Origin of the sequence: Kosakonia sp. H02 (genome assembly GCA_030704225.1) — a bacterium.
GTDB lineage: Bacteria > Pseudomonadota > Gammaproteobacteria > Enterobacterales > Enterobacteriaceae > Kosakonia.
This window is the reverse complement of record CP131915.1, coordinates 1,622,346-1,645,952: the sequence shown is the minus strand read 5'-3', so window position 1 is coordinate 1,645,952 and position 23,607 is coordinate 1,622,346. Positions and strand designations below refer to the sequence as shown.

At 50.0% G+C, this 23,607-nt stretch carries 22 protein-coding genes; 12 read left to right on the top strand and 10 right to left on the bottom strand.

The window, feature by feature from the left end; genetic code table 11:
• Positions 1-70 precede the first annotated feature (70 nt).
• The 5 genes from Q5705_07865 to mntR form a co-directional block, all read right to left on the bottom strand.
• Positions 71-1,594 carry an efflux transporter outer membrane subunit gene (locus tag Q5705_07865; GenBank protein WLI78441.1) on the bottom strand — a complete coding sequence of 508 codons (1,524 nt, stop codon included), beginning with the start codon at positions 1,592-1,594 and terminating at the stop codon, positions 71-73.
• A gap of 2 nt (positions 1,595-1,596) precedes the next feature.
• Positions 1,597-3,168, bottom strand: a complete 1,572-nt coding sequence (locus Q5705_07860) for a DHA2 family efflux MFS transporter permease subunit (protein ID WLI78440.1) — start codon at positions 3,166-3,168, stop codon at positions 1,597-1,599.
• On the bottom strand, positions 3,165-4,274 hold the full coding sequence (locus tag Q5705_07855) for an HlyD family secretion protein (GenBank protein ID WLI78439.1): 1,110 nt from the start codon (positions 4,272-4,274) through the stop codon (positions 3,165-3,167). Before Q5705_07855 ends, Q5705_07860 begins: the two co-directional genes overlap by 4 nt.
• A 100-nt stretch (positions 4,275-4,374) precedes the next feature.
• The gene (locus Q5705_07850; GenBank protein ID WLI78438.1) at positions 4,375-5,484 is read right to left on the bottom strand and encodes an anion transporter; all 1,110 of its coding nucleotides are present in this window, start codon (positions 5,482-5,484) and stop codon (positions 4,375-4,377) included.
• Positions 5,481-5,951: a manganese-binding transcriptional regulator MntR gene (mntR, locus tag Q5705_07845; protein WLI78437.1), complete on the bottom strand. Its 471-nt coding sequence runs from the start codon at positions 5,949-5,951 to the stop codon at positions 5,481-5,483. Before mntR ends, Q5705_07850 begins: the two co-directional genes overlap by 4 nt.
• Before the next feature lie 186 nt (positions 5,952-6,137).
• Between mntR and mntS the strand changes: the two genes are divergently transcribed.
• Positions 6,138-6,269, top strand: coding sequence for a manganase accumulation protein MntS (gene mntS / locus Q5705_07840; protein WLI78436.1), 132 nt, complete (start codon positions 6,138-6,140; stop codon positions 6,267-6,269).
• 277 nt (positions 6,270-6,546) lie between these two features.
• The gene (locus Q5705_07835; protein ID WLI78435.1) at positions 6,547-8,136 is read left to right on the top strand and encodes a phosphoethanolamine transferase; all 1,590 of its coding nucleotides are present in this window, start codon (positions 6,547-6,549) and stop codon (positions 8,134-8,136) included.
• Between the two features lie 69 nt (positions 8,137-8,205).
• Here the strand turns inward: Q5705_07835 and ompX are convergent, their stop codons facing one another.
• Positions 8,206-8,721: an outer membrane protein OmpX gene (gene ompX, locus Q5705_07830; GenBank protein ID WLI78434.1), complete on the bottom strand. Its 516-nt coding sequence runs from the start codon at positions 8,719-8,721 to the stop codon at positions 8,206-8,208.
• Positions 8,722-9,084: 363 nt separating this feature from the next.
• Here ompX and rhtA point away from each other — a divergent pair, with 363 nt between their 5' ends.
• From rhtA to ybiO, 6 genes are all read left to right on the top strand, one after another.
• The gene (gene rhtA / locus Q5705_07825; GenBank protein WLI78433.1) at positions 9,085-9,972 is read left to right on the top strand and encodes a threonine/homoserine exporter RhtA; all 888 of its coding nucleotides are present in this window, start codon (positions 9,085-9,087) and stop codon (positions 9,970-9,972) included.
• 297 nt (positions 9,973-10,269) lie between these two features.
• Positions 10,270-10,773 (top strand): DNA starvation/stationary phase protection protein Dps, encoded by a 504-nt coding sequence (gene dps, locus Q5705_07820; GenBank protein WLI78432.1) that lies wholly within the window; start codon positions 10,270-10,272, stop codon positions 10,771-10,773.
• 364 nt (positions 10,774-11,137) lie between these two features.
• Positions 11,138-11,884, top strand: a complete 747-nt coding sequence (gene glnH / locus Q5705_07815) for a glutamine ABC transporter substrate-binding protein GlnH (protein WLI78431.1) — start codon at positions 11,138-11,140, stop codon at positions 11,882-11,884.
• Positions 11,885-12,087: 203 nt separating this feature from the next.
• Positions 12,088-12,747 carry a glutamine ABC transporter permease GlnP gene (gene glnP / locus Q5705_07810; GenBank protein ID WLI78430.1) on the top strand — a complete coding sequence of 220 codons (660 nt, stop codon included), beginning with the start codon at positions 12,088-12,090 and terminating at the stop codon, positions 12,745-12,747.
• Positions 12,744-13,466 carry a glutamine ABC transporter ATP-binding protein GlnQ gene (glnQ, locus tag Q5705_07805; protein ID WLI78429.1) on the top strand — a complete coding sequence of 241 codons (723 nt, stop codon included), beginning with the start codon at positions 12,744-12,746 and terminating at the stop codon, positions 13,464-13,466. The genes glnP and glnQ overlap by 4 nt, the downstream gene beginning before the upstream one ends.
• Positions 13,467-13,584: 118 nt before the next feature.
• Positions 13,585-15,828, top strand: coding sequence for a mechanosensitive channel protein (gene ybiO, locus Q5705_07800; protein WLI78428.1), 2,244 nt, complete (start codon positions 13,585-13,587; stop codon positions 15,826-15,828).
• On the opposite strand, the gene rlmF is transcribed toward ybiO, so the two are convergent.
• Complete coding sequence (gene rlmF, locus Q5705_07795; GenBank protein WLI78427.1) at positions 15,818-16,753, bottom strand: 23S rRNA (adenine(1618)-N(6))-methyltransferase RlmF; 936 nt, start codon at positions 16,751-16,753, stop codon at positions 15,818-15,820. The two genes, ybiO and rlmF, sit on opposite strands and share 11 nt — an antisense overlap.
• A 95-nt stretch (positions 16,754-16,848) precedes the next feature.
• On the opposite strand from rlmF, the gene Q5705_07790 reads away from it, so the two are divergent.
• Positions 16,849-17,463: a flavin reductase family protein gene (locus Q5705_07790; protein WLI78426.1), complete on the top strand. Its 615-nt coding sequence runs from the start codon at positions 16,849-16,851 to the stop codon at positions 17,461-17,463.
• 619 nt (positions 17,464-18,082) lie between these two features.
• Here Q5705_07790 and iraM read toward each other — a convergent pair.
• Positions 18,083-18,433, bottom strand: coding sequence for an anti-adapter protein IraM (iraM, locus tag Q5705_07785; protein ID WLI78425.1), 351 nt, complete (start codon positions 18,431-18,433; stop codon positions 18,083-18,085).
• 381 nt (positions 18,434-18,814) lie between these two features.
• On the opposite strand from iraM, the gene Q5705_07780 reads away from it, so the two are divergent.
• Both Q5705_07780 and Q5705_07775 read left to right on the top strand, forming a co-directional pair.
• Positions 18,815-19,672, top strand: a complete 858-nt coding sequence (locus Q5705_07780) for an alpha/beta fold hydrolase (protein ID WLI78424.1) — start codon at positions 18,815-18,817, stop codon at positions 19,670-19,672.
• A gap of 178 nt (positions 19,673-19,850) precedes the next feature.
• The gene (locus Q5705_07775; protein ID WLI78423.1) at positions 19,851-20,294 is read left to right on the top strand and encodes a cupin domain-containing protein; all 444 of its coding nucleotides are present in this window, start codon (positions 19,851-19,853) and stop codon (positions 20,292-20,294) included.
• Positions 20,295-20,362: 68 nt separating this feature from the next.
• Here Q5705_07775 and Q5705_07770 read toward each other — a convergent pair whose 3' ends face one another.
• Complete coding sequence (locus Q5705_07770) at positions 20,363-20,737, bottom strand: hypothetical protein (protein ID WLI78422.1); 375 nt, start codon at positions 20,735-20,737, stop codon at positions 20,363-20,365.
• A 266-nt stretch (positions 20,738-21,003) separates the two neighbouring features.
• Entirely contained in the window at positions 21,004-21,792 is a 789-nt protein-coding gene (locus Q5705_07765; protein ID WLI78421.1) for a LysR family transcriptional regulator, read from the bottom strand.
• A 597-nt stretch (positions 21,793-22,389) separates the two neighbouring features.
• On the opposite strand from Q5705_07765, the gene Q5705_07760 reads away from it, so the two are divergent.
• Positions 22,390-23,604 carry a hypothetical protein gene (locus tag Q5705_07760; protein ID WLI78420.1) on the top strand — a complete coding sequence of 405 codons (1,215 nt, stop codon included), beginning with the start codon at positions 22,390-22,392 and terminating at the stop codon, positions 23,602-23,604.
• Positions 23,605-23,607 lie beyond the last annotated feature (3 nt).

The following is a 23,607-nucleotide window of genomic DNA, read 5'->3' as shown; positions in this document are numbered from 1 at the left end:
AAACAGTTATACGCAATCCATCCGCGCGGCGAATGTGAGGATCCTGCCTGTTTCTTGCCCAATCCTCTCATTATCCACGCGGTGCATCGCCAAACACTTTGTAATCAGGCAGTTGCACATTTTGATACGGTTCCCAACCGCCGCCGAGCGCTTTATACAGCGCCACTAAATCAAGGCTGCTTTGTACCCGCGCCTGTTCGCGCTGCTGGCTGGCCTGCGCCAGTTGACGCTGGGCGTCGAGCACATCAAGAAAACTGGCAATGCCTTTGCGATAGCTGTCGCTGGCCAGCGAGAATGCGCTTTGCAGCGCATCCAGCGTTTTATCGAGGCTCGCTTCGCGCTGCTGATCGGCGCGATAGCTGACCAGCGCATTTTCCACATCGCTTAACGCACTGAGCACCGTCTGGCGATAATTAAGCACCGCCGCACCCTGCTGCGCCCGCGCCAGTTTGACGCTCGACACCAGCCGACCGCCCTGGAAAATCGGGATCGAGACCTGCGGGCCGAAGCTGTAGAAATGGCTGCTCCAGTCCGTCAGCCAGTTTGTTTCGCTGTTGCGCAGACCAAACTGGCCGCTCAGGGTGAGGCTCGGGAAAAGCTGCGCGACAGAAACACCAATCTGCGCGGTGGCCGCATGCAGGCTGGCTTCTGCTTCACGTACGTCCGGGCGACGGCGCGCCAGCGTTGAAGGAATACCAGTCGGCACGATATCCGGCAGCGCCGGTAGCGGCTGCGTCGTGCGCAATTCGCTGTCCAGCGCACCCGGCGTTTTGCCGAGCAGCACCGCCAGCGCATTCATCGCCTGGCGCTCCTGTGCCTGGTACTGCGGCAGTTGGGCTTCCAGGTTTGCCGCCTGCGCACGGGCATTTTCCACGTCCAGTTGCGGTGATAACCCGCCCTTCTGCCGGTTTTCCGTCAGAGTGAAGGTTTCTTGCGCACTCTCAATCTGCGTATTCAATGTTGCGATGATGCTCTGCGCCCCGCGCAGTTGTAACCAGGCGCGCGCCACTTCCGCTTCCAGCGACACCAACGCGTCGTTACGCTGTTCAATGGCTTGCTGCTGCTGCGCCGAGGCCGCTTCCACCTGGCGGCGGACTTTGCCCCACAAATCCAGCTCCCACTGCGCATCAAAGCTGCCCTGATAGAGATTGACCGGCTGGGTCAATGCGCCAAGCGCGCCGCTGATGGCCGGATCGACATCGTTGAGTTGCCCGTACACATCATGAGATTTCAGCTCGCCTTCAATGCCCAGTTGCTGGCGTGTGGCCTGTAGCGAACCGTTGACCGATGGCAAGAACGCGCCCCCGGCCTGGTTTATCTGCTCACGCGCACCGGCAATGCGCAGCACGGTTTGTTGCAAAGACAAATTCCCGGCGATGGCTCGCTCAATCAGGCTGTCCAGTTGCGGTGATTTAAAGGTCTTCCACCAGCGTGGGTTGATGGCCTGAGAAGTGGCCTGCGAGTTGACCGAAGCATCACCCGGATCATTCCAGCGCGCGGGCGTTTGCGGCTGGGGAGCCTGGTAATCCGGCCCCACCGCGCAGCCTGCAAGCCACAGTGACAGAAAGGTTACGGGAAAACGACGCCATGCCATATTTAATGTGCTCCTGCGCTGCCTTCGCTCTTGATCGGCGAAAGCAATAAACAAAATGGGATCAATAAAACCGCCACGACGCTCAGTATGGTGAAGACGTCGATGTACGCCAGAAAGCGCGACTGGGCGATCATCGCTTTGTACATCTGTCCGGTGGCGTTAGAGAACGGATCGCCCGCCACGCTGGTGAAATTACGGATAGCCTCAGCCATCGAACGTAGCGCCAGCTGGAATTGTTCATTAAAGGGCGAGGTGTGCTCGGCCAAATGAGACATGTGCGCCTGCGAACGCTCGGTGATCGCCGCCGTTGACAGCGAAATACCGACCGATCCCGCCACGTTACGAAACATGGTAAACAGCGCCGCCGCGTCAGCGTTAAGCTGCCGGGGAATGGTGATAAAGGCGATGGTGGTCAGCGGCACAAACAGGAAACCGAGGCCAATCGACTGCGCGCTACGGAACAACACCAGCGTCTCAAAGTCGATATCCGGCGTCAGCGTGCGCGACCACCAGAACGAGGCCGCCAGGCAGAAAAAGCCAAAGGCGATTATCCAGCGCGTCTGCACGATCGGCATCAGTTTAAGCACCAGCGGGATCGTCAGCACGATCAGCACCGCGCCGGGCGACAGCACCAGCCCCGACCAGGTGGCGGTATAACCGAGATCCTGCTGCGCCAGTTGCGGGATAACCACTGAACTGCCGTAGAGGATCATTGCCATACCGGCCATCAGCAGGCTGGAGACGGCAAAGTTTTTGTCGGCCATACAGCGCAAATCGACGACCGGCTTTTTGGCATACAGCAGCCAGTAGATGGCGCCGACAATCCCCACCGCCGTGAGTACGGCAAAGATGCGGGTAAAATCGGACTGGAACCAGTCTTCGTCTTCACCGCGATCGAGCATCACTTGCAGGCAGCCCAGACCGAGGGCAATAAGGCCAATACCCGGCCAGTCGATGCTGAGTTTCTGTTTTGATTTGCGCTCCCACGGCGGATCTTCCAGCAACTGGTAAATCGCCAGTACCGTCACAATCCCCACCGGAATGTTGATGAAGAACACCCAGCGCCACGAGTAGTTATCCGTTATCCAGCCGCCGAGCGTTGGCCCGAGAACCGGGGCAACAATAATTGCAATTGACGAAAGGCCGAAGGCTTTGCCGCGATCTTCCGGTTTGAAGTAATCAAGCAATACCGACTGCTGTGTGGGCTGCAAACCGCCGCCGAAAAAGCCCTGCAAAATACGAAACAGAATGATTTCCCACAGCTCGGTGGCAATACCGCACAAAAACGAGCAGACGGTAAACATCACAATGCAAATCAGGAAAAACTGTTTGCGCCCGAAGGTGCGGCTTAAGAAGGCGGAAATCGGCAGTACGATACCGTTCGCCACCAGGTAGCTGGTCAGCACCCAGGTGGATTCGTCATAACTGGCGGAGAGCGACCCTGCCACGTGCGGCAGCGCCACGTTAACAATGGTGGTATCGAGGATCTCCATAAACACCGCGAGGGTGACGACCCACGCCACCGCCCACGGGTTACTGGCCGGTCGCCAGTTTTCATGACTGTGATCGGTCATTCCAGCGTAACCTTCGGTTCAACGGAAAGCCCCAGCGGCAACGGTTTGTTCGGATCCAGCCCTTTATCGATAACGATTTTGACCGGCACGCGCTGGACGATTTTCACGAAGTTACCGGTGGCGTTTTCCGACGGGAAGGCCGCGAATTTCGAGCCACTCCCCTGCTGGATACTGTCGATATGCCCTTCCAGCTCAAGATCCGGCCAGGCATCCACTTTCACCGCCACTTTATTGCCCGGACGCATGCGTTCAAGCTGCGACTCTTTAAAGTTAGCCACCACCCAGATATCGGGCGACACCAGCGAAAATAGCGCCGTCCCGGCCTGCACCAACGTGCCGGTTTGCACGTTACGTTTGGTGACATAGCCATCGAACGGCGCGCGAACATTCGTCCACGACAAATTCAGATTCGCAGTTTCAAGCTGGGCTTTTGCCTGCTCGACCTGCTGTTGACGCGCTTCGACGTTGGTTTCCTGCTGGCGGATTTGCAACTGCACTTGTTCGGCCACTTCCAGCTGTGCTTGCGCACTGGCAAGTTGTGCCTGCGCACTACGCAACTGCGCGTTGGCGCTATCAATATTTTGTTGCGTGGTGGCGCGGGGATCGACGCCGCGCTGGCGGCGATAGGCGGCTTCAGCATTGGCGAGATCCGCTTTCGCTTTCAGCACCTGCGCACGGGCTTCATCACGCTGCGCCGGATATTGCACCTTCGAGAGCGCCAATTGTGCCTGCGCCTGATGAAGCTGCGCCGTTGCCAGCCCTAACTGCGCCTGGGCCTGATCGCGCTGCGCGGTGGCATCGCGCGGATCGATAACCACCAGCAAATCGCCTTTTTTCACCCGTTGGTTATCTTTTACCCGCAGTTCGGTGACGTAGCCCGCCACTTTCGGTGCAATGGTTACCGCATCGCCATCGGTGAAGGCGTCATCGGTGGTCTCTTCATTACGGGTAAGTAACCACCACACCAGCGCAACCACCACCATCACGCCCACGACGATGGCGAGAATGATCAGCGGTTTTTTTCCGGGGCGTTTACGGGTGTTTTCGTCTTGCTTTTCGTTTTCGTTGTCCTGAACGTCGTCAGGTTGAGTTGTGTTTTCTGCCATAGATCGCAACGTTCCTGTCAGGTAACGGCGCGGGGAATGCGCCGTTACCTAAAGTTAGGCGGTTGCAATACATTTTCCAGGATAAACTGACAAATCAGCACTATCTGACTAAGAATAGTCCGTATCCGACCAGTGCGGCCCACAGCAACATCGGCAGGGAATAGAGATGAAAGCGCCACCAGATGCGGCGATTATTCGCCATACGCAGCGCGATAAGATTCGCCAGCGAGCCGGGTAATAAACCAAAGCCGCCAATGTTAACCGCCCACGCCAGCAGCGTATCCGGTGGGACATAATTGAGCAGCAAAATGGTGGCGGGAACGTTGCTGATAAATTGCGACAGGCCAATCGCCGTCAACCATAAACCCGATGGGGAGAGATGACCGGTACGGGTCAGAATGTCGTGCAATAGCGGAAGCTGGGTCAGGAGATGGACATCAATAAACATGGCGATAAATACCAGCAGCAATGTCCAGTCGACGCGCATTACTACCCGGCGCGCCAGAAATAAGAACCCGACAGCGACCAGCGCCAGGCCCCACAGTTCCTGTTTCAACTCCAGGGCGATGATGAAAATCAGGTAAAACCCGAGACAGCTCCACACCAGCCGGGGCTGCCACTGCGGCGCCGTAGTGCCGCTATGGTACGTCAGCGCTTTAGGCGAAAAACAGAACCAGCACAGCACCAGCAGCGTCGCCATCATCGCCAGCGCCAGCGGTGCCATTTGCCAAATAAATGCCGGAAAAGAGAGGCCCGAGCGACCCCAGATCAGAATGTTTTGCGGATTGCCGATGGGCGTGAGCAGCGATCCGGCATTGACCGCCAGCGCTTCAAAAATAATCAGCCGGTTGACCGGGATTTCGCACAGTTTTTTCAGCGTAATGGTCAACGGGACGACAATAAACAGGGCGACATCATTGGTGAGAAAGGTGGAAAGCAGCGCGGCGGCCAGGACCAAAAACATCGCCAGCCGACGCTCATGATGTAAACGGCGGACCATGCGCCGCCCGATAACATCAAAATAGCCGCTCAGTTCCACACCCTTGGTCAGCAGCATTAACCCGCTGAGCGTAATGATGGTGTGCCAGTCAATGGCAGCAGGCCATGTCTTTGGTGCGAAGGGGGCAAAAAAGCAGAGTGCAATACCGATGAGCAGTAACAGATGCAGAAACCGGTCACGCGCCATCGCGCGGAAAAACGGCAGGTTCATTCAGGCGGCGTCTCGTGTTGCAGCGTAAAGCGGCGGAAACATTCAAGGGTTTCCTGGCTGACGTGGTGTTCCATACCTTCGGCGTCGCGACGGGCGATATCCGGGCTGACGCCCAGTACTAATAAGAAGCTTTCGACAATTTGATGGCGCTCGCGGCTTTCCTGCGCCAGCCTTTCCCCTTCGGCGGTGAGAAAAACGCCGCGCCATGGGATCTGCTCAATTAAGCCGACCGTTGCCAGCCTTTTGAGCATTTTCGCCACCGTCGGTTGCGAGACGCCGAGCCGTGCAGCCATATCCACCTGGCGGGCTTCACCCACTTCGCGGATCAAATCAGAAATCAGCTCAACATAGTCATCGATAAGCTCGCGACGATGCGCTTCACGTACCTGACGAAAGCCCTCAACGTGCTCTTCGACATTAACCAGCGTCACTTTTTTTATTGTTTGCTTACCTGCGCGACGGTTCATAGTTCTTCCCCTGACGGTGTGACGCCTGTGCAGCATCATATAAAAGAAGCGCCATTGTAAACCATCCATGAACCAGCACAAAAAATTAACGTATTAGCCATAGCTATACAATATAGCCTGTGCTATATCTGTATGTAATGCGTTCACTCTTCATGGATGAAGGAGTGCAAATGGAAGGAGGTTACGATGAATGAGTTCAAGAGGTGTATGCGCGTGTTTAGTCACTCTCCCTTTAAGGTTCGTTTAATGCTGCTGAATATGCTGTGCGATATGGTCAACGGCAAACCACAGCAAAGCAACGACAAACCTTCACACTAATGCGGCGTCGCGGCACGCCGCTTCATTTTTCTGTCACATTTCCCCATCATACTGACCGGTTTTCCTGAAAATCCGCGTGTTTTTGCTGGATTTGCAATCATTCTCTCAAAACAACCGCTTAGCTACTGTTGACCTTATCTGCGCCTCGCTTTATCTTTGCGCAGCCCTGCACAAATTGCGCATCGCAGAAGCGGATCCCCTTCTCTTCTCCAGGCACTGTCCGGCAGGTTTTGACCCTTACGCCAGGGTGATCACATGGCGTTTCACGAAGTCTTCTATGAGCATAATTCTTAAAGAATCCGTTGTCCTCCGCGGCCAGGTTGTTAACCCGTGGATTGGTTTCTACTTTCTACAATCCCTGTTAATCAATTTTGCTCTTGGTTACGAATTCAGCGTGCTGTATGCGGTGGTGTTGACCTGCGCACTCTGCGTACTCTGGCGTCACGCGCCGCGCGCGCAAAAAATCTTTCTTGGTATCACCTCGCTGATTGCCGCCAGCTATTTTCCGTTTGGTCAGGCTTACGGCGCACCCAACTTCAATACGCTGCTGGCTCTGCGCTCGACCAATATGGAAGAGTCGACGGAAATCCTCACTATTTTCCCGTGGTATCACTACGTTATTGGCCTGTTTATTTTCGCGCTGGGTGTGGTTTCGCTGCGCCGCCGCGTGACGGTGCCTTCTACACCGTGGCTGAAATGGGACACGCTCGGCGTGCTGTTTTGCGTGGCGTCCTATTTTATCGGCCCGGTACAAAACCATTTTCGCGGTTTTGAATTTCGCCTGATTGATACCGGTGTCCCGGTGCTGCGCTTTGTACGCGATGTGGCGTACAACTACCACGAAGTGGTGGAAGAAGAAGAGAACATGGCGCAACTCTCCAGTATGAAAGACACCTGGACCGTCACGGCCGTCAAACCGCAATACCATACCTATGTGGTGGTGATTGGTGAAAGTGCGCGCCGCGATGCCCTTGGGGCTTTTGGCGGCCACTGGAATAACACCCCGTTTGCCAGCCAGGTAAACGGCTACCTGTTTACGGATTACATTTCTGCCAGCGGTTCGACGCAGAAATCCCTCGGTTTGACGTTAAACCGCGTGGTGGACAACAAATCGCAATATCAGGATAACTTTGTTACGCTGGCAAACCGCGCCGGTTTCCAGACCTGGTGGTTCTCCAATCAGGGGCAAATTGGCGAATATGACACCGCTATCGCCAGCATTGCGAAACGCGCTGATGAAGTGCAGTTCCTGAAAAGAGGCGATTTCGAAGCGGATAAAAATACCCGCGATGACGATCTGTTAAAGCTCACCAATCAGGTGCTGAGCGTTAAACGTACCCAGCCACAGCTGATTGTGCTGCATTTAATGGGCTCGCATCCGCAGGCGTGCGATCGCACCGGCGGTAAATACAACGAATTTGTGCAGTCGAAAGAGACCTCCTGCTATCTCTATTCGATAACCCAGACGGATGATTTGCTCGGCAAGATCTATTCGCAACTGCGCAACAGCGGCGAGAGTTTCTCGATGGTCTATTTTTCCGATCACGGGCTGGCGTTTAAAGAGCGCGGGAAAGAGGCGCAGTATCTGGCCCATGATGACCATTTCCAGCAGAACTTCCAGGTGCCGTTTATGGTGTTGTCGAGCGATGCGACAAAACACAGGCTGATTAAGGCGCGCCGTTCGGCAAATGATTTTTTGAGCTTTTTTTCGCAATGGACAGGCATTACCGCCACGCAAATCAAAAATTCGTATCGCTTTATCTCTGAGCAAAAAAGCGGGCCTGCGTACATTACCAACTTTAAATTGCAGAAAGTGGACTACAACCACCTGGGAATGGACGTTTTCGATACGCGCAAAAAACGTTAACGGTCTATGCTGTTTGCAGGCAAAAAAAATCCGCCTTGACAGGCGGATTTTTTATTATCGCGAAAGCGATTAGAAGCGGTAACCAACACCGGCAATCCAGGTGCCAACGTCAACGCTACGAATACGGCTCTGCTCGTAAGAGAAGTCCAGAGCAACGTTTTCCATCGGGTTGAACTGCAAACCTGCACCGTAAGAGAAGCCGTAGTCACTGGTGTCAGAAACTTTAGCAACGTCTTCGGTCTGCTGGAATTTACCGTAGCCAACACCCACAACGCCATAGATGCTTGCCCAGTCGTTCAGACGGAAAGCCGGGCCAGCAGTGATGCCGTAGTACTGTGCTTTGTTATAAACGCCTTCACCGGTGGTACGATCTTTTTCGGTGTAAGTAAAGGAACCGATAACTCCCAGCGGGTTGTCGTCCTGCTCATAGCGATATTTCAGGTTGAAACCGTTAGTTTTGTTCGCGATACCCTGAGCGTCGCTCTGAGCATAACCGCCAGAAACGGTAGAAGTAGCTGCTACTGCGGAACCTGCAGAAACCGCCAGAAGAGCGGCCAGTGCTGAAAGACATGCAATTTTTTTCATAATCCACCTCAAATGTGCTTCAAGTAATTCCTGAGTCCTGCGTTTTTAAATATATCAAAACTTATGAGGAAACTCTTTGCGAGAAATAGAGTCTAAAGTGCCATTTCATGTAACAGAAAGTTTCCGCCACTAACCAACTCTTTCATAAATCTGAGTTTTTCCCACATAACGCGCCATTATGGTTCGCATTATGTGGCACATTCATCCAGATTATTCTTAAATGAATGGCTTAATAAACCAGCGGCTGCCGACCATTTTACGGATTTTTTGTAGGTTTTTTTCAACAAACGGGCAACCGCGCGAAAACAATTTCACGTAGACTGACAGTTTTACGCCAATTGACATAACTTGACGGGAGAAAGGATGCCTGTTGTGCCTCGTAAATTACCGGTATGGGTACCGGTGGTCGTTTTACTTATCGCCATGACATCAATTCAGGGAGGCGCGTCGCTGGCGAAATCCCTCTTCCCGTTGGTTGGTGCGCCGGGCGTTACTGCGCTGCGCCTCGCGCTGGGTACTCTCATTCTGGTGATAATTTTCAAACCCTGGCGCTTGCGCTTCACCCGTGAGCAGCGTTTGCCGCTGCTGTTTTACGGCCTGGCGCTCGGCGCAATGAATTACATGTTCTATTTAGCTATCCAGACCGTGCCGCTCGGCATTGCCGTGGCGCTGGAATTCACCGGTCCGCTGGCCGTCGCGCTCTTCTCTTCCCGCCGTCCGGTGGATTTTATCTGGGTTATTCTCGCGGTGCTTGGCCTGTGGTATTTGTTGCCGCTGGGGGAAGATGTGGCGCATGTTGACCTGGGCGGTGCCGCGTTAGCGCTGGGGGCCGGGGCATGCTGGGCTATCTATATCATCACCGGCCAGCGCGCAGGCGAAGAGCATGGCCCGGCGACGGTTGCGCTGGGATCTTTAATTGCCTCAGTGATTTTTGTGCCGCTCGGTGCCATTCAGGCCGGTGAATTGCTGTGGCACTGGTCGATATTACCGCTGGGCATTGCCGTGGCGATTTTGTCCACCGCACTGCCCTATTCACTGGAGATGATCGCCCTCACTCGTTTGCCGACCCGGACGTTTGGCACATTGATGAGCATGGAACCGGCATTAGCAGCGATATCGGGAATGATTTTCCTCGGCGAAACCCTGGCACTCCAGCAGGTGCTGGCGCTGATGGCGATTGTCATCGCCTCGATGGGCTCCACGTTAACGCTGCGCCGGGAAGCGGCAATAAAAGAAGTGGATATCGGTTAAATAATATTATTCAGCATGAGATTGCCCTTATGCTGAATAATTCTCCGGCGTGTTGTCATTATTTCTTACTTATCGTCATGTCCCGCATAAAATAGAATTATTCTTACTGCCCGGCCTCCTCACTTTTAGAATTGTCTTACAATTCATTCGATTAGTTGTTATTTCTTGAAATTGTATCCTATATTTTAACTACTCTATCGAACCGATAGGCATAGCCAAAACAGGATAAGGTTAATCTGGTGCTATACTTAGTTCCGGTATTTACCTGGGACACAAACATCAAGAGGATATGAGATTATGAGTACCGCTAAACTGGTTAAAACGAAAGCGTCTAATCTGCTTTATACCCGTAACGATGTATCGGATAGCGAGAAAAAAGCGACCATTGAGCTGCTGAATCGCCAGGTGATCCATTTCACTGACCTGTCTTTGATTACCAAACAGGCCCACTGGAACATGCGCGGCGCGAACTTTATTGCTGTGCATGAAATGCTGGATCAGTTCCGTACCGCGTTGATCGATCACCTCGATACCATGGCAGAGCGCGTTGTACAGCTGGGCGGTGTTGCGCTGGGTACCACGCAGGTGATTAACAGCAAAACCGCGCTGAAAAGCTACCCGCTGGACATTCACAGCGTTCAGGATCATCTGAAAGAACTGGCCGATCGTTATGCCATCGTTGCCAACGAAGTACGTAAAGGAATCGGCGAAGCGAAAGATGAAGATACCGCTGACATCCTGACTGCCGCTTCCCGCGATCTGGATAAATTCCTGTGGTTCATCGAATCCAATATCGAATAAGCCATTTGCTTTACCTATGACACCCCTGCGCCTTCGGTGCGGGGGTTTGCACTTTTATGGTGCGTACTTTTTCTTCTTTTGCCGTATTAAAGTTACCACTTCGTAATTATCCCATCACAAAATTGTTAATAAACGATTGTTTTACCCCCGTCTTCTGCGCTAAATAAGAGCAATTGCGGCAATGGTTGGTCGACGCACCAAAATAGTGACTCAAAATGGTGCATTACCGCCTCGTTGCCACGCCAGGCGTGCAAGTGGCTAAAGCTTCGTCTTTACAAAACAATAGGTTGTAAACCTGGCACGATTTTTTCATACTGCGTTCATTCTCGCAGGGGCTCGCTCCCCGGATACAAAAGGAAAAACTATGAAGTCTGCACTGAAATTTTCCCTGGCTGCACTCACCCTCGCTTTTGCCGTTTCTTCCCAGGCTGCTGATAAAAAACTGGTTGTGGCAACCGACACTGCATTCGTTCCTTTCGAGTTCAAACAAGGCGACAAATACGTTGGATTCGACGTGGATCTGTGGGCAGCGGTGGCGAAAGAGCTGAAACTGGATTATGAACTGAAGCCGATGGATTTCAGCGGCATTATCCCCGCGCTGCAAACGAAAAATATCGATCTGGCACTGGCCGGGATCACTATTACTGAAGAGCGTAAAAAGGCTATCGATTTCTCCGACGGCTACTACAAAAGCGGCCTGCTGGTGATGGTAAAAGCCAACAACAATGACGTGAAAAGCGTAAAAGATCTCGATGGCAAAGTGCTGGCAGTGAAGAGCGGCACCGGTTCTGTTGATTACGCAAAAGCCAATATCAAAACCAAAGATCTGCGCCAGTTCCCGAACATCGACAACGCCTATATGGAACTGGGTACCGGCCGCGCTGACGCGGTTCTGCACGACACGCCGAACATTCTCTACTTCATCAAAACCGCCGGTAACGGTCAGTTCAAAGCCGTTGGCGACTCACTGGAAGCCCAGCAGTACGGTATTGCGTTCCCGAAAGGCAGCGACGAACTGCGTGAGAAAGTGAACGGTGCGTTGAAAACGCTGCATGAGAATGGCACCTACAACGAAATCTACAAAAAATGGTTCGGTTCCGAACCTAAATAATCATTAGAAAATAAAGCGTTACAATTCGGGGGCGGACTTCGCCCCCTTCATATCAACACAAAATCATTCAAGTTGCGTCGCGGCGGCAAGTTTGCGAATCCCCAGGAGCTTACAGCAGTAAGTGACTGGGGTGAGCAGACGCAGCCAACAAAGAGGCAGCTTGAAGGATGAAGTGTTTTACCACGGTATACAGGAACTAATATATGCAGTTTGACTGGAGCGCCATCTGGCCCGCCATTCCGCTATTGCTGGACGGGGCCAAAATGACCTTGTGGATTTCGATCCTCGGTCTGGCTGGCGGTATTGTTATCGGCCTGTTGGCCGGTTTAGCCCGCACCTATGGCGGCTGGATCATTAACCACATCGCACTGATTTTCATCGAAGTTGTCCGCGGCACGCCGATTGTGGTGCAGGTGATGTACATTTACTTCGCGCTGCCGATGGCGATGCCGGATTTGCGTATCGATACCTTCTCCGCCGCCGTGATCACCATCATGATCAACTCAGGCGCATATATTGCGGAAATTACTCGCGGTTCCGTGCTGTCAATTCACAAAGGATTCAGTGAAGCGGGCCTGGCATTAGGGTTGTCGCGTCGCGAAGCCATTCGCTACGTCATCCTGCCGCTGGCGCTGCGCCGTATGCTGCCACCGCTCGGCAACCAGTTGATCATCAGTATCAAAGATACCTCGCTGTTTATTGTTATCGGCGCGGCTGAATTGACCCGCCAGGGGCAGGAGATCATCGCCGGGAACTTCCGTGCGCTGGAAATCTGGACCGCCGTTGGCGTTATCTACCTGATCATTACCCAGGCGCTCAATATCGTGCTTCGCCGTCTTGAAAAAAGGATGAAAATCCTGTGATTGAATTTAAAAACGTTTCCAAGCACTTCGGTAAAACCCAGGTGCTGCACAATATCGATTTGAACATTACCCAGGGCGAAGTGGTGGTCATTATCGGGCCGTCCGGCTCCGGTAAATCCACGCTGTTGCGCTGCATTAACAAGCTGGAAGAGATTACCAGCGGCGACCTGATTGTTGACGGCCTGAAAGTGAACGATCCGAAAGTCGACGATCGCCTGATCCGCCAGGAAGCGGGCATGGTTTTCCAGCAGTTCTACCTGTTCCCGCACCTGACGGCGCTGGAAAATGTGATGTTTGGCCCGCTGCGCGTGCGTGGCAGCAACAAAGCGGACTCAGAGAAGCTGGCAAAAGATCTGCTGGCGAAAGTCGGCCTCGCCGAGCGTGCGCATCACTATCCGTCTGAACTGTCCGGCGGCCAGCAACAGCGTGTGGCGATTGCCCGCGCACTGGCGGTGAAACCGAAAATGATGCTGTTCGATGAGCCAACGTCCGCGCTTGACCCGGAACTGCGCCACGAAGTGCTGAAAGTGATGCAGGATCTGGCCGAAGAAGGCATGACGATGGTGATTGTGACCCACGAAATCGGCTTTGCCGAAAAAGTGGCCTCCCGCCTGATTTTCATTGATCAAGGCCGCATTGCTGAAGATGGCAATCCGCAGCAGTTGATTGAAAATCCGCCGAGCCAGCGTCTACAGGAATTCCTGCAACACGTTTCCTGATTTGCCCAGCCCCTCCGCCCGGAGGGGTTTTTCTTTACCCAGATTGTTCTCAATTCCTCTCCGGCGCTTCCCGACATCTATACTTATCATTTTGCGGGATTTTCTCACCGGAGGAGCTATGCCGTGGATTTTATTAGTGATTGGTTTGCTGTGCGCGCCGCTACAGGCTGCGACGATCCCCGGTATCACCCCTGCCGCGACCAGCACACCCTCATCCGCCGAAACCACTGAACCCAATGTCGAACAGAAGAAAGCCGCCTATGGCGCTCTGGCGGACGTGTTAGAAAACGATGATTCGCGTAAAGAGTTAATCGACCAACTGCGCAAAGTCGCCACCGCGCCGCCGCAAGAGCCGGTACCGGTTATCTCGCCCCCGGCGGTGGAAGAGCAAAAAACAGTGCTGGAGAATGTGACCGAAGTCGCCGATTACTACGGCGAGGCGCTGGCCACGCGCTTCGCCCAGCTTTATCGCAATATCACCGGTTCACCGCACAAAGCCTTTAACCCGCAAACGTTTACCAATGCCGCCAGCCATTTTTTGCTGTTAGCGGTGTTGGTTTTCGCCTTCTGGCTGTTGATCCGCTTCTGCGTCTCGCCGCTCTATCGCAAGATGGGCGACTGGGGGCGGCGTAAAAATCGCGACAGCAGTAATTGGCTCCAGTTGCCCGCCATGATTATCGGCGCGTTTATTATCGACTTATTACTGTTGGCCCTAACCCTGTTTGTCGGGCAGATCCTGCGGGCGAATCTGAATGGTGGCAACAGCACCATCGCCTTTCAGCAAAGTCTGTTCCTTAATGCCTTTGCGCTGATCGAGTTCTTCAAAGCCATTTTGCGGCTGATTTTCTGCCCGCACTTTCCCGATCTGCGCCCGTTTCGCATCCGCGATGAGACCGCGCGTTACTGGCATTTGCGCCTCAGCGCATTAAGTAGCCTGATTGGCTATGGCTTGCTGGTGGCGGTGCCGATTATTTCCAACCAGGTCAACGTGCAGTTTGGCGCGCTCGCTAATGTCATGATCATGCTGTTTATCACCGCCTGGGCGCTCTATCTCATCTTTCATAATAAGAAGGAGATCCAGCACAACTTAATTACCCTGGCGGATAACTCGCTGGCCTTTTTCAGCCTGTTTATCCGCGCATTCGCACTGATTTGGCACTGGCTCGCCTGCGCCTACTTTATTGTGCTGTTCTTCTTCTCGCTGTTTGATCCCGGCAACAGCCTGAAATTTATGATGAGTGCATCGCTCAGCAGCCTCGCTATTCTGAGCATCGCCGCGTTTGTTTCCGGCGTGTTGTCCCGCTGGCTGGATAAAACCATCACCCTGTCGCCGCAGGTGCAACGCAACTACCCGGAACTGCAAAAAAGGCTCAATGGCTGGCTGTCGGCAACGATGAAAACCGCACGCTTTCTGGTGGTCTGTATCACAATCATGCTGCTGCTCAATGCGTGGCGGCTGTTTGATTTCTGGCACTGGCTTAATTACGGTGCCGGGGAGAAGACCATCGACATACTGATCCGCATTGCGCTGATCCTCTTTTTCTCGGCCGTGGGCTGGACGCTGCTGGCGAGTATTATCGAAAACCGGCTGGCGTCGGATATTCATGGCCGCCCATTGCCGAGCGCACGCACGCGCACCTTGCTGACGCTGTTTCGCAACGCATTGGCGGTGGTGATAAGTACCATTACGGTGATGATTGTGCTGTCGGAAATTGGCGTTAACATCGCGCCGCTGCTGGCCGGTGCCGGGGCGCTGGGTCTGGCGATTTCGTTTGGTTCGCAAACTCTGGTGAAAGATATTATTACCGGGATATTCATTCAGTTCGAGAATGGGATGAACACCGGCGATCTGGTGACCATCGGCGCGCTCACCGGCACCGTGGAGCGCATGTCGATCCGCTCTGTGGGGGTGCGGCAGGACACGGGCGCGTACCACATCATTCCGTGGTCATCGATAACCACCTTCGCCAACTTTGTGCGCGGCATTGGGTCGGTGGTAGCGAATTACGATGTCGATCGCCGTGAAGATACGGATAAAGCAAATCAGGCGCTGAAAGATGCTGTGGCGGAGTTGATGGAGCAGGAAGATATTCGCGGGCTGATTATCGGCGAGCCATCGTTTGCCGGGCTGGTCGGGCTGACCAACACCGCCTTTACGTTGCGCGTGACGTTCACTACCCTGCCGCTGAAACAGTGGACGGTACGTTTCGCCCTCGACACGATGGTGAAAAAGCATTTCGACCTTGCCGATGTGCGCCCGCCGGTGCAGACCTACCAGATGATTTCTGCGCCCGGCAGCATGCCACAGCAACAGCCCGCGTCGCCCACTGGCTCACCGCCGCCCGCTGAACCTACCCTTTAAAACGGGTCTGCGCCCAGCGTTTACGCTGGGCTTCATCAAGAAATGTCCAGGCAATAAAGCGGCTCTGTTTTTGCCCCTGGGCCATCTCTTTTTTTTGCACTTTCACTGCGCCCACTTGTGTCAGGGCGCGATAAAGTTCCGGCAGATTATCGCCGCGAGAGACCAGCGAAGTGAACCACAGCACCTGGTGGGCAAACTGTTTGCTTTCAGCAATCATCGTTTTGATAAATGCCACTTCGCCGCCTTCGCACCACAACTCCTGTTGCTGCCCGCCAAAGTTGGCTGCGTCCTGTACCGACTGGCCTAAATTGCGGCGTTTGCGCTCGCTGCCTGCCTGCGCGCTTTGCGCCGAATCATGAAAGGGCGGGTTGCAGATAACGGCGTCATAAGACTCGTTTTTATGGATGATGCCGGTGAGGATTGCCGCCGGATCTTTTTGCCGACGCAGGCGCACCGCGCGACTCAGTCCTGGATTGGCGGCAATGATTGCCTGTGCGCTGGCAAAAGCGTCGGCATTGACTTCGCTGCCGGTAAAGCGCCAGCCATATTCATGCGCGCCAATCAGCGGATAGATGCAGTTTGCGCCGATGCCGATATCCAGCACGCTGGCCTGTGTTGGGATCTGGCCGTCATGGCTTTCGGCCAGCACATCGGCGAGATGGTGGACATAATCCGCGCGGCCTGGCACCGGCGGGCAGAGAAAGCCGTCCGGGATATCCCATTCACGTACGCCATAGAAATGCGCCAGCAGCGCTTTGTTTAACGCTTTCACCGCCAATGGATCGGCAAAATTGATCGTCTCTTCGCCATTCGGGTTGGTGGTGATAAAGGCGCGCAACGACGGGTTAACGGCGCACAGGGCGTCGAGATCGTAGCGGCTGTGGTGGCGGTTACGCGGGTGCAAACCCGGCTTCTGGGCATTCATGGCATTCTCCTGTTAACAGCGGCGTAAGATACCCGTTGACGCTGGCTGGGTAAATAAGTGAGGCTGAAGAAACTTTTTGCCAATCAGGACACGCTATGTATTTTTATGAACCCGCAAAGGGACATGGGCTGCCGCACGACCCGCTGAATGCCATTATTGGCCCGCGCCCGATCGGCTGGATTGCCTCGCAGGATAGCCAGGGTCAGCGCAACCTTGCGCCATACAGCTTTTTTAACTGCTTTAACTATCGCCCGCCGATTATCGGGTTCGCCAGCAGCGGCTGGAAAGACAGTGTGCAAAATATCACCGAAACCAAAGAGTTTGTCTGGAACCTGACCACCCGCGAACTGGCAGTGCGGATGAATGAGACCTCCGCGTCGCTGGCGCACGGTGAGGATGAGTTTCTGCGCGCAGGTCTGACCCCCGCAGCAAGCCGTATTGTTAGCGCGCCGCGCGTGGCCGAAAGCCCGGTTAACTTCGAGTGCCGCCTTTCGCAGTGTATTCAGCTCACCGCCGCCGATGGTACGCCGGTGGACACATGGCTGGTGCTGGGAGAAGTGGTGGCGGTACATATCGACGAATCGCTGCTGGAAGACGGTGTTTATCAGACCGCGAAAGCGCAGCCAGTGTTACGCGCAGGCGGGCCAACGGCCTATTACGGCATCAGCGATGAATTACGCTTTGATTTGATCCGCCCGGATAACCGTTAACCGGGTCGCCAGGCCGCATAATGCGGTGGCAGAATCCTTAACCGGACCCGACGCCACAGCCATCTGTGGCGTCAGTTTTGAGGTCTTCGAATAAGCCCCACCGCAATGACAAAAGCTGGCTACCGGCGTGGATTCATTGCAGAAATATAATAACCGCTGGTAGTCGGGAGATAAATTCGTTACGCTAGCAAAAATAATCCTGGAAATAGTTTTATCGGTTATCATCTCCAGTCGAAAAATGGTGTATTAGGGTTAAGCTCCGTCTTAATTGTAACTATAGATTAAAGATAAAATATATATTCAGGTAGCATTGGTGATACGGCGCGTGAAACAGAGATTATTTGTAAACAGCTAAAACAAAAAGAAATAATTAGAAATCTAAGATTCATCTAATATCTATTGACATAATATCAAATTCCACCCCACCTTATTTTTCTAACTATTTAATCCATTCATATGCATTAAAAGAGTTAAAAATTCTTTTAATTTCAAAACCACAACATCTATAATGATTTCAAATGAAAGGCGGCTTTATATAATTCTCGTCTTATAAATGAAGTGAATCTCAGAAAAAACAACTAATTTTCCAGAGGACTTGTATGCTCATAGCGCTAATTTTTTAATGGTAAACTATATTCATTTCTTTTTCATAAGGGCATAGCCTGAAACGACAAAGGGACTTAATTTTACATAACTCATTGCCTTTATCATTATTCTTTGGGCAACCTAAGCTATTTTTCAATTGATACCATCGATTATTATTAAATGCTTGCACGCTATAGATTACAATTTTCCTCGGCTTCTTATTAACAATAAGTAAGTTACTAAAAGGATGAAATACATCTCCGGGGTCTAATAATTCTTCGGCAGAATACCATATTATTAATTTTAAGTTTCTTACCGCCTGTACCGCTGAAAAAGCAGTTCCAGAAAAAGGACATACAATAGTGTTAATGACTAACCACTCCATGAGTTCTCCTTTAGATGACATATATCCACGGACAAAGTCTTTAATTACCAAACATTACCGATGTTGTTTATTGTTTAAAGCTAGTATGTATATCAAATCTAAGCCATTGATATTGATCAATTAATATAATCTCTTCCTGTAACTTATTATTTTATTTGAGTTTATTCTAAGTACGATCAATGCCTGGTGATTAAAAAATATACATTTATAAACGACAGACTTTATATATCATATTACTAATGGATTAGTATTTTAATGACACGCTTGTTTATGAGTAAGTTACTTATTTTGACTTGCAAGCGTTATTGTTCAATTTTGTCATTGCTCTAAGTGTTTGTTTCTATTCTCTATACTTCTAAAACTTTAAGGTGTATGTAACATATGGATTATAAAACTTCCGACGGTATTGCCCTAACCTTTCAAAAACCAGAGGGCAAAGGTAAATTTGCGGTGATTATTCTCTGCCATGGCTTTTGTGGCATTCGGGAAATTCTGTTGCCAGACTTTGCCGAGGCCTTTAATAAAGCTGGTTTTTCAACTATAACTTTTGATTATTTAGGTTTTGGTGACAGTGATGGAGAGCGAGGCCGAATTGAACCTGAGAAACAAATTAAAGATATTCTTTCTGTTCTGGATTGGGCGAGAAAACAACCTGAGATAGATGAAAATAGAATTGCTCTTTGGGGGACTTCGTTTGGTGGTTGCCATGTTTTTGGCGCTGCTGTAAATAATCCTTTTGTTAAATGTATTGTCAGTCAACTTGCGTTCGCTGATGGCGAAGAGATTGTTACAAGCAATATGACTGACAGTGAAAAAGACAATTTCATTACTAGTCTAAATAGTATGCACGAAAAAAAGAAAAACACAGGGAAAGAGATTTTCGTAGGTGTGAACCGGATCTTAAATGATCCTGACTCCAGGCATTTCTTCGATGAAAATAAAATCAATCATCCTGAATTGAATATAAAAATACCCTTTTTGACTGTTAGAAACACATTACTTTATAAACCGGCGATTAACGCCGAAAAAGTAACTTGTCCAACTTTAGTCATTGCTGCTGGCAAAGATATCGTTAACCCGCCTGAACAAGGACAAGCTTTGTTTAATGCTGTAAAGGCTGATAAGAAAAGTTTTTATATTGAAGAAAATGCAAGACATTATGATATGTATGCTGGCGAATACTTTGCCAGAGTCAGCAAGTTGCAAATTGATTGGTTTAGAACTCACTTATTACAATAATTATTTTTTGATGACAATGAAAGGAGGTATCCATCGCCAGTAAGTGAAAACCCCTGCTTTTATAATCAAAACAGTTCCACAGGACTGAATAATTTTGCAGGGATTTTATATAAGAAGTTATTATCTAACACAACCCTTTAGCCAATCATTAATTATCTACATTGACATGGTGTTTATTATGCGTAAATCAAGCCGGTTACTTATTTCTTTAAAGCTCGTCATTATTTCTGTAATATCTTTTTTTAGCGAAGCTCAAGCTAATAATAATCAGGATGGGATTATTATTGAAAAACTAAGCGAAACAGCAAAATCATGGGACGGTGTAACTTATAATCGATACCCTGAGGGCGAAACTCAGCTAACAACCCTGAAAATTACTATACCTCCCTATACCAGCCTTTCGTGGCATGAACATCCGATACCTAATGTTGCTTATGTATTACGCGGCAGGCTCACAGTGGAAAAAAAGGATACCGGACAAAAAATGAGTTTAAGCACTGGTCAAGTATTGCCTGAAATGGTTAATAGCGCACATCGCGGCTATACCGGCAAAGAAGGAACAACCTTAATCGTATTTTATGCAGGAGCAAGGGGAATTCCATTATCTAAACCAGCAGATTAACGCTACCCAGAAAGGAGGCTTATACGCCTCCTTTCTCTTTATTCTTATTTATATTACCATTGCCTGAGCTAATTTTTTCTCTCTAAACGGACAGTGTTAACCGACAGAATTATACAAGCTATCAACATTAATATTAATAGTCTTCCCTGGACCTGGGATAATATACCTGCAAATATCCAGTAAACCGCCACAACAGTTAGAAGCCCGTTAATAAGCAGGGCAGAGAAAAAAACACCCTTCCTGATTTTATGTGCTTTACCATTGTGCTTTTTCGCATAATTGATAAAAAATATATTCAACACAGGCGCCACAATCATCACTATCATAATGATATATCCTTTTAACTCATGAGGAATTCCAAAACGATTAATTGTCAGCGCTGTATATCCTAACAGACATATATTTAAGACAATAGAAAAAAGGCCACTAATATTCCTTAACATTATTTCCTCCCCTACACTTACGATGCAATATAAGTATATGCCAGAAAGACATTTCTGCCAGTATTGGATGTGAAATTAAGTCTATCCTGACACATGCATATTTATTCTATGAACTTAACCAGAAAATAAAAATAACCAACAATCAGTCCTGTCTTTTCCGTTTATGCAGGCAGCTATGACCAATAGCTACCTGCAAAGTGGTAAGTTTGATTACTTATAGTGAGAGTAGAGCCCGCCAGGTTACTTTTTGTTATAGTTTAATATTCTTAAAGTGTTTCATTCTTTAAATTTGTTATAAATCTTTCATGCTGAGCATCTTTTTTTACGCCATTGATATAAATATATAATGGTAAATGAATAACAAAGGGCAGAGCCCTGTAGCCCCCGGTTCCATTCTGCGGACGTCGGAAATAAAGCCCTTCGCCATGTTCAAATGCATCATTAAGCCATACTGAATTATCCACTCTTCGTGTACTTCCATTATGTCCACATTTGGACAACTCCTCCATGACGCGCTTGAACTGTGGTAGTCGTTCGAGGCTTTGTTCGCTCAGGACTGGAATGTCCCGCCAATGTTCCCAAACGGATTCGACACATTGAAGCTCCAGCACCATATCTGTCCGGTGCATTTCAAACCGTGGTAGCTGTACGCATGGGTACAGGCTTATAAAAATATCATCAGCTGGATGCATGCTGCCTGCATATCTAACGCTGATCCGTTCAGTGAGTTTTTTCGGACAGAGCGCGAGCAAATTAGCCATAATTGATCTGCCCGCATGAGGAGAAGAGATCCGGAACGAAGCTTTATGTTTACCATTAAACTGCTCCAGAGCGCAGTAATGCGTGTAAAGTTGCTGATAAACACAATCTGCTACTTGAGTGGGAATAAGGCGATTACGCTCGCTGATAAACAACTGCTCACCAAGCCACTCTTCCGTAAGTTTCAGCATTCTTGCGACCGGTGGTACCGTTAGGCATAGCCTGTCAGCTGCCGACTTCAGGTTTTTTTCTTGATACAGAGTGATAAACACTTTCAGCGCTTTCGTTACAAACATAATACACCTCACTTTTATTACGTAAAAGAGAGTTATATCGTTTACTTCCGGTATTGTTACATAAATAAATTATAGATTTTGTTCACACTTAAACAGAAATTAACGTTTAGCTTAAGTTAAATGGTAATGATATTTGTTTGCGATTTTACTCACTCCAGGATTATTAACTTAAAGCACCTTTACAAGCATATATTGCTTATAAATTAACCGTATTGAAGGCATTTGACGTACCTGAATATATTCTTTATGCGAAGGGATAAAAATTAATTTCTATGGAATAGAATTTATCTAATTGAGAAATCTGTTCTGTAGAACCCCCCTCTAATTTCCACTGCACATTGCCATTTGAAATGATTATATTAAGCCACCATGAGTAGATTCTAATTCTTAATGTATTGATGTGGTTACCTCGTTAAATAGTCTCTTTACAGGAAGAAATCTCGCGAAACATGAAGCTTTCAACAAAATATACACCTTAAAAAACAAAAGTTAATTAATAATCTTATTGCCTCACAACATAAATATCGACACTATAAGCCCGGGAAATGACTTCCCTTTATTTCCACTCACTACTGACCATTATTGGAGATTTATATAATGACTGATTCTTTTAAAGACTTAACATCCGTCGAACTTACTATTCAGGCTGCTTCCGGATCAGCGGCTCCGCATATTTACGCAAACGGCAGAAACCAGCTTGCGATTGAAATTATTGCTAAGGCCGTTAAAGCCGTTGATGGTGGCGATGAAGTCATTCTCAATATTCCTACAGAAGAATGGCTACGCTGTCTGAGCCTCTGTCATGCGGCGTCCGACGAAAAACTTACGCGTGATGGAAATAAGGGCTGGTGTTTCTCGAAGACTAAAAATGAATACTGCCGGGAAATTCCTAACAACGTCATTAGTGCCGATGAAACGCAGCCTTCTCAGAACCCACGTGATACAGGATCGGTTTCTATTCAATTCTTTGTATATACCGATGATATCAATACAAATCGTATTGCCGTTCGCCTGGATCTGGATGACGGCCGTCACTTTACTACGTCAGACCTGGCAAACGGCGCAGAGAAAATGTCGGTACCAGTAACGGCCGTCACGCCGTTTAAATATGACACGCAGAACGCGCTCAAAATGACAGCCGGAGAATGGGAAATTAACAGCGAATATTTTGAGCGCCGCAGCCAGATTAAATACGACCCGCATGGCCACTGGACAACGAACAATTGTGTTGTTCGACATAAAAAGATCAGTATCTCTTTGAATAATGGTTACGAACTTGCTTATAAAGAAATGCGCAGCCAGGGGATCCCTTCTTATTATCAAGTGCTCAATTGGCTCACGCAGAAGGAAGGCGCCGCAGCCATGAAGTTGACCAATGATGCGCAAGGTGGCTACCTCAACACCTGGTATGTAGAGCCCGCCAACGGACTTGATATGGGGTATGAGTATTATCTGAACTCTAATTATGAAGGCATGGGGCAAGAAGGCTGGCCAGCATTTTATTTCAGCGGGGAACCCGACGGGGAATATGATGGTTCTACCTGGGTTTACTGGCCGCGTTTTTCTGGCAAGAACCCAACTAACCCTTATAGCAAGGCTTCAGCGAGCGACACACAGTTCCTTGTCTACTGCTACCAGCTTCATATTCCCAACTCCTCCGAGCTGTACTGGGGTAAACACTGCCGTCCATCCGGTGGTGAAATAGCCAAACCAGCCGTCATTTATTTTATTGATAACTACGGTAACGAGAACGAGCTGTCTATTGAGTTCAGCAACGACACCGATGGCGGCATTTCCCTTTTACCTAACTGATAA

Excerpts from the sequence above, each read along its gene's own strand:
- Q5705_07780 (WLI78424.1), top strand. The coding sequence starts at position 18,815 with ATGGATTATAAAACTTCCGACGGTATTGCCCTAACCTTTCAAAAACCA.
- Q5705_07850 (WLI78438.1), bottom strand. The coding sequence starts at position 5,484 with ATGAACCTGCCGTTTTTCCGCGCGATGGCGCGTGACCGGTTTCTGCAT.
- iraM (WLI78425.1), bottom strand. The coding sequence starts at position 18,433 with ATGGAGTGGTTAGTCATTAACACTATTGTATGTCCTTTTTCTGGAACT.
- rlmF (WLI78427.1), bottom strand. The coding sequence starts at position 16,753 with ATGAATGCCCAGAAGCCGGGTTTGCACCCGCGTAACCGCCACCACAGC.
- Q5705_07760 (WLI78420.1), top strand. The coding sequence starts at position 22,390 with ATGACTGATTCTTTTAAAGACTTAACATCCGTCGAACTTACTATTCAG.
- rhtA (WLI78433.1), top strand. The coding sequence starts at position 9,085 with ATGCCTGTTGTGCCTCGTAAATTACCGGTATGGGTACCGGTGGTCGTT.
- Q5705_07775 (WLI78423.1), top strand. The coding sequence starts at position 19,851 with ATGCGTAAATCAAGCCGGTTACTTATTTCTTTAAAGCTCGTCATTATT.
- Q5705_07770 (WLI78422.1), bottom strand. The coding sequence starts at position 20,737 with ATGTTAAGGAATATTAGTGGCCTTTTTTCTATTGTCTTAAATATATGT.
- glnP (WLI78430.1), top strand. The coding sequence starts at position 12,088 with ATGCAGTTTGACTGGAGCGCCATCTGGCCCGCCATTCCGCTATTGCTG.
- Q5705_07790 (WLI78426.1), top strand. The coding sequence starts at position 16,849 with ATGTATTTTTATGAACCCGCAAAGGGACATGGGCTGCCGCACGACCCG.
- ompX (WLI78434.1), bottom strand. The coding sequence starts at position 8,721 with ATGAAAAAAATTGCATGTCTTTCAGCACTGGCCGCTCTTCTGGCGGTT.
- Q5705_07865 (WLI78441.1), bottom strand. The coding sequence starts at position 1,594 with ATGGCATGGCGTCGTTTTCCCGTAACCTTTCTGTCACTGTGGCTTGCA.
- glnH (WLI78431.1), top strand. The coding sequence starts at position 11,138 with ATGAAGTCTGCACTGAAATTTTCCCTGGCTGCACTCACCCTCGCTTTT.
- mntR (WLI78437.1), bottom strand. The coding sequence starts at position 5,951 with ATGAACCGTCGCGCAGGTAAGCAAACAATAAAAAAAGTGACGCTGGTT.
- Q5705_07765 (WLI78421.1), bottom strand. The coding sequence starts at position 21,792 with ATGTTTGTAACGAAAGCGCTGAAAGTGTTTATCACTCTGTATCAAGAA.
- dps (WLI78432.1), top strand. The coding sequence starts at position 10,270 with ATGAGTACCGCTAAACTGGTTAAAACGAAAGCGTCTAATCTGCTTTAT.
- Q5705_07860 (WLI78440.1), bottom strand. The coding sequence starts at position 3,168 with ATGACCGATCACAGTCATGAAAACTGGCGACCGGCCAGTAACCCGTGG.
- mntS (WLI78436.1), top strand. The coding sequence starts at position 6,138 with ATGAATGAGTTCAAGAGGTGTATGCGCGTGTTTAGTCACTCTCCCTTT.
- Q5705_07855 (WLI78439.1), bottom strand. The coding sequence starts at position 4,274 with ATGGCAGAAAACACAACTCAACCTGACGACGTTCAGGACAACGAAAAC.
- ybiO (WLI78428.1), top strand. The coding sequence starts at position 13,585 with ATGCCGTGGATTTTATTAGTGATTGGTTTGCTGTGCGCGCCGCTACAG.
- Q5705_07835 (WLI78435.1), top strand. The coding sequence starts at position 6,547 with ATGAGCATAATTCTTAAAGAATCCGTTGTCCTCCGCGGCCAGGTTGTT.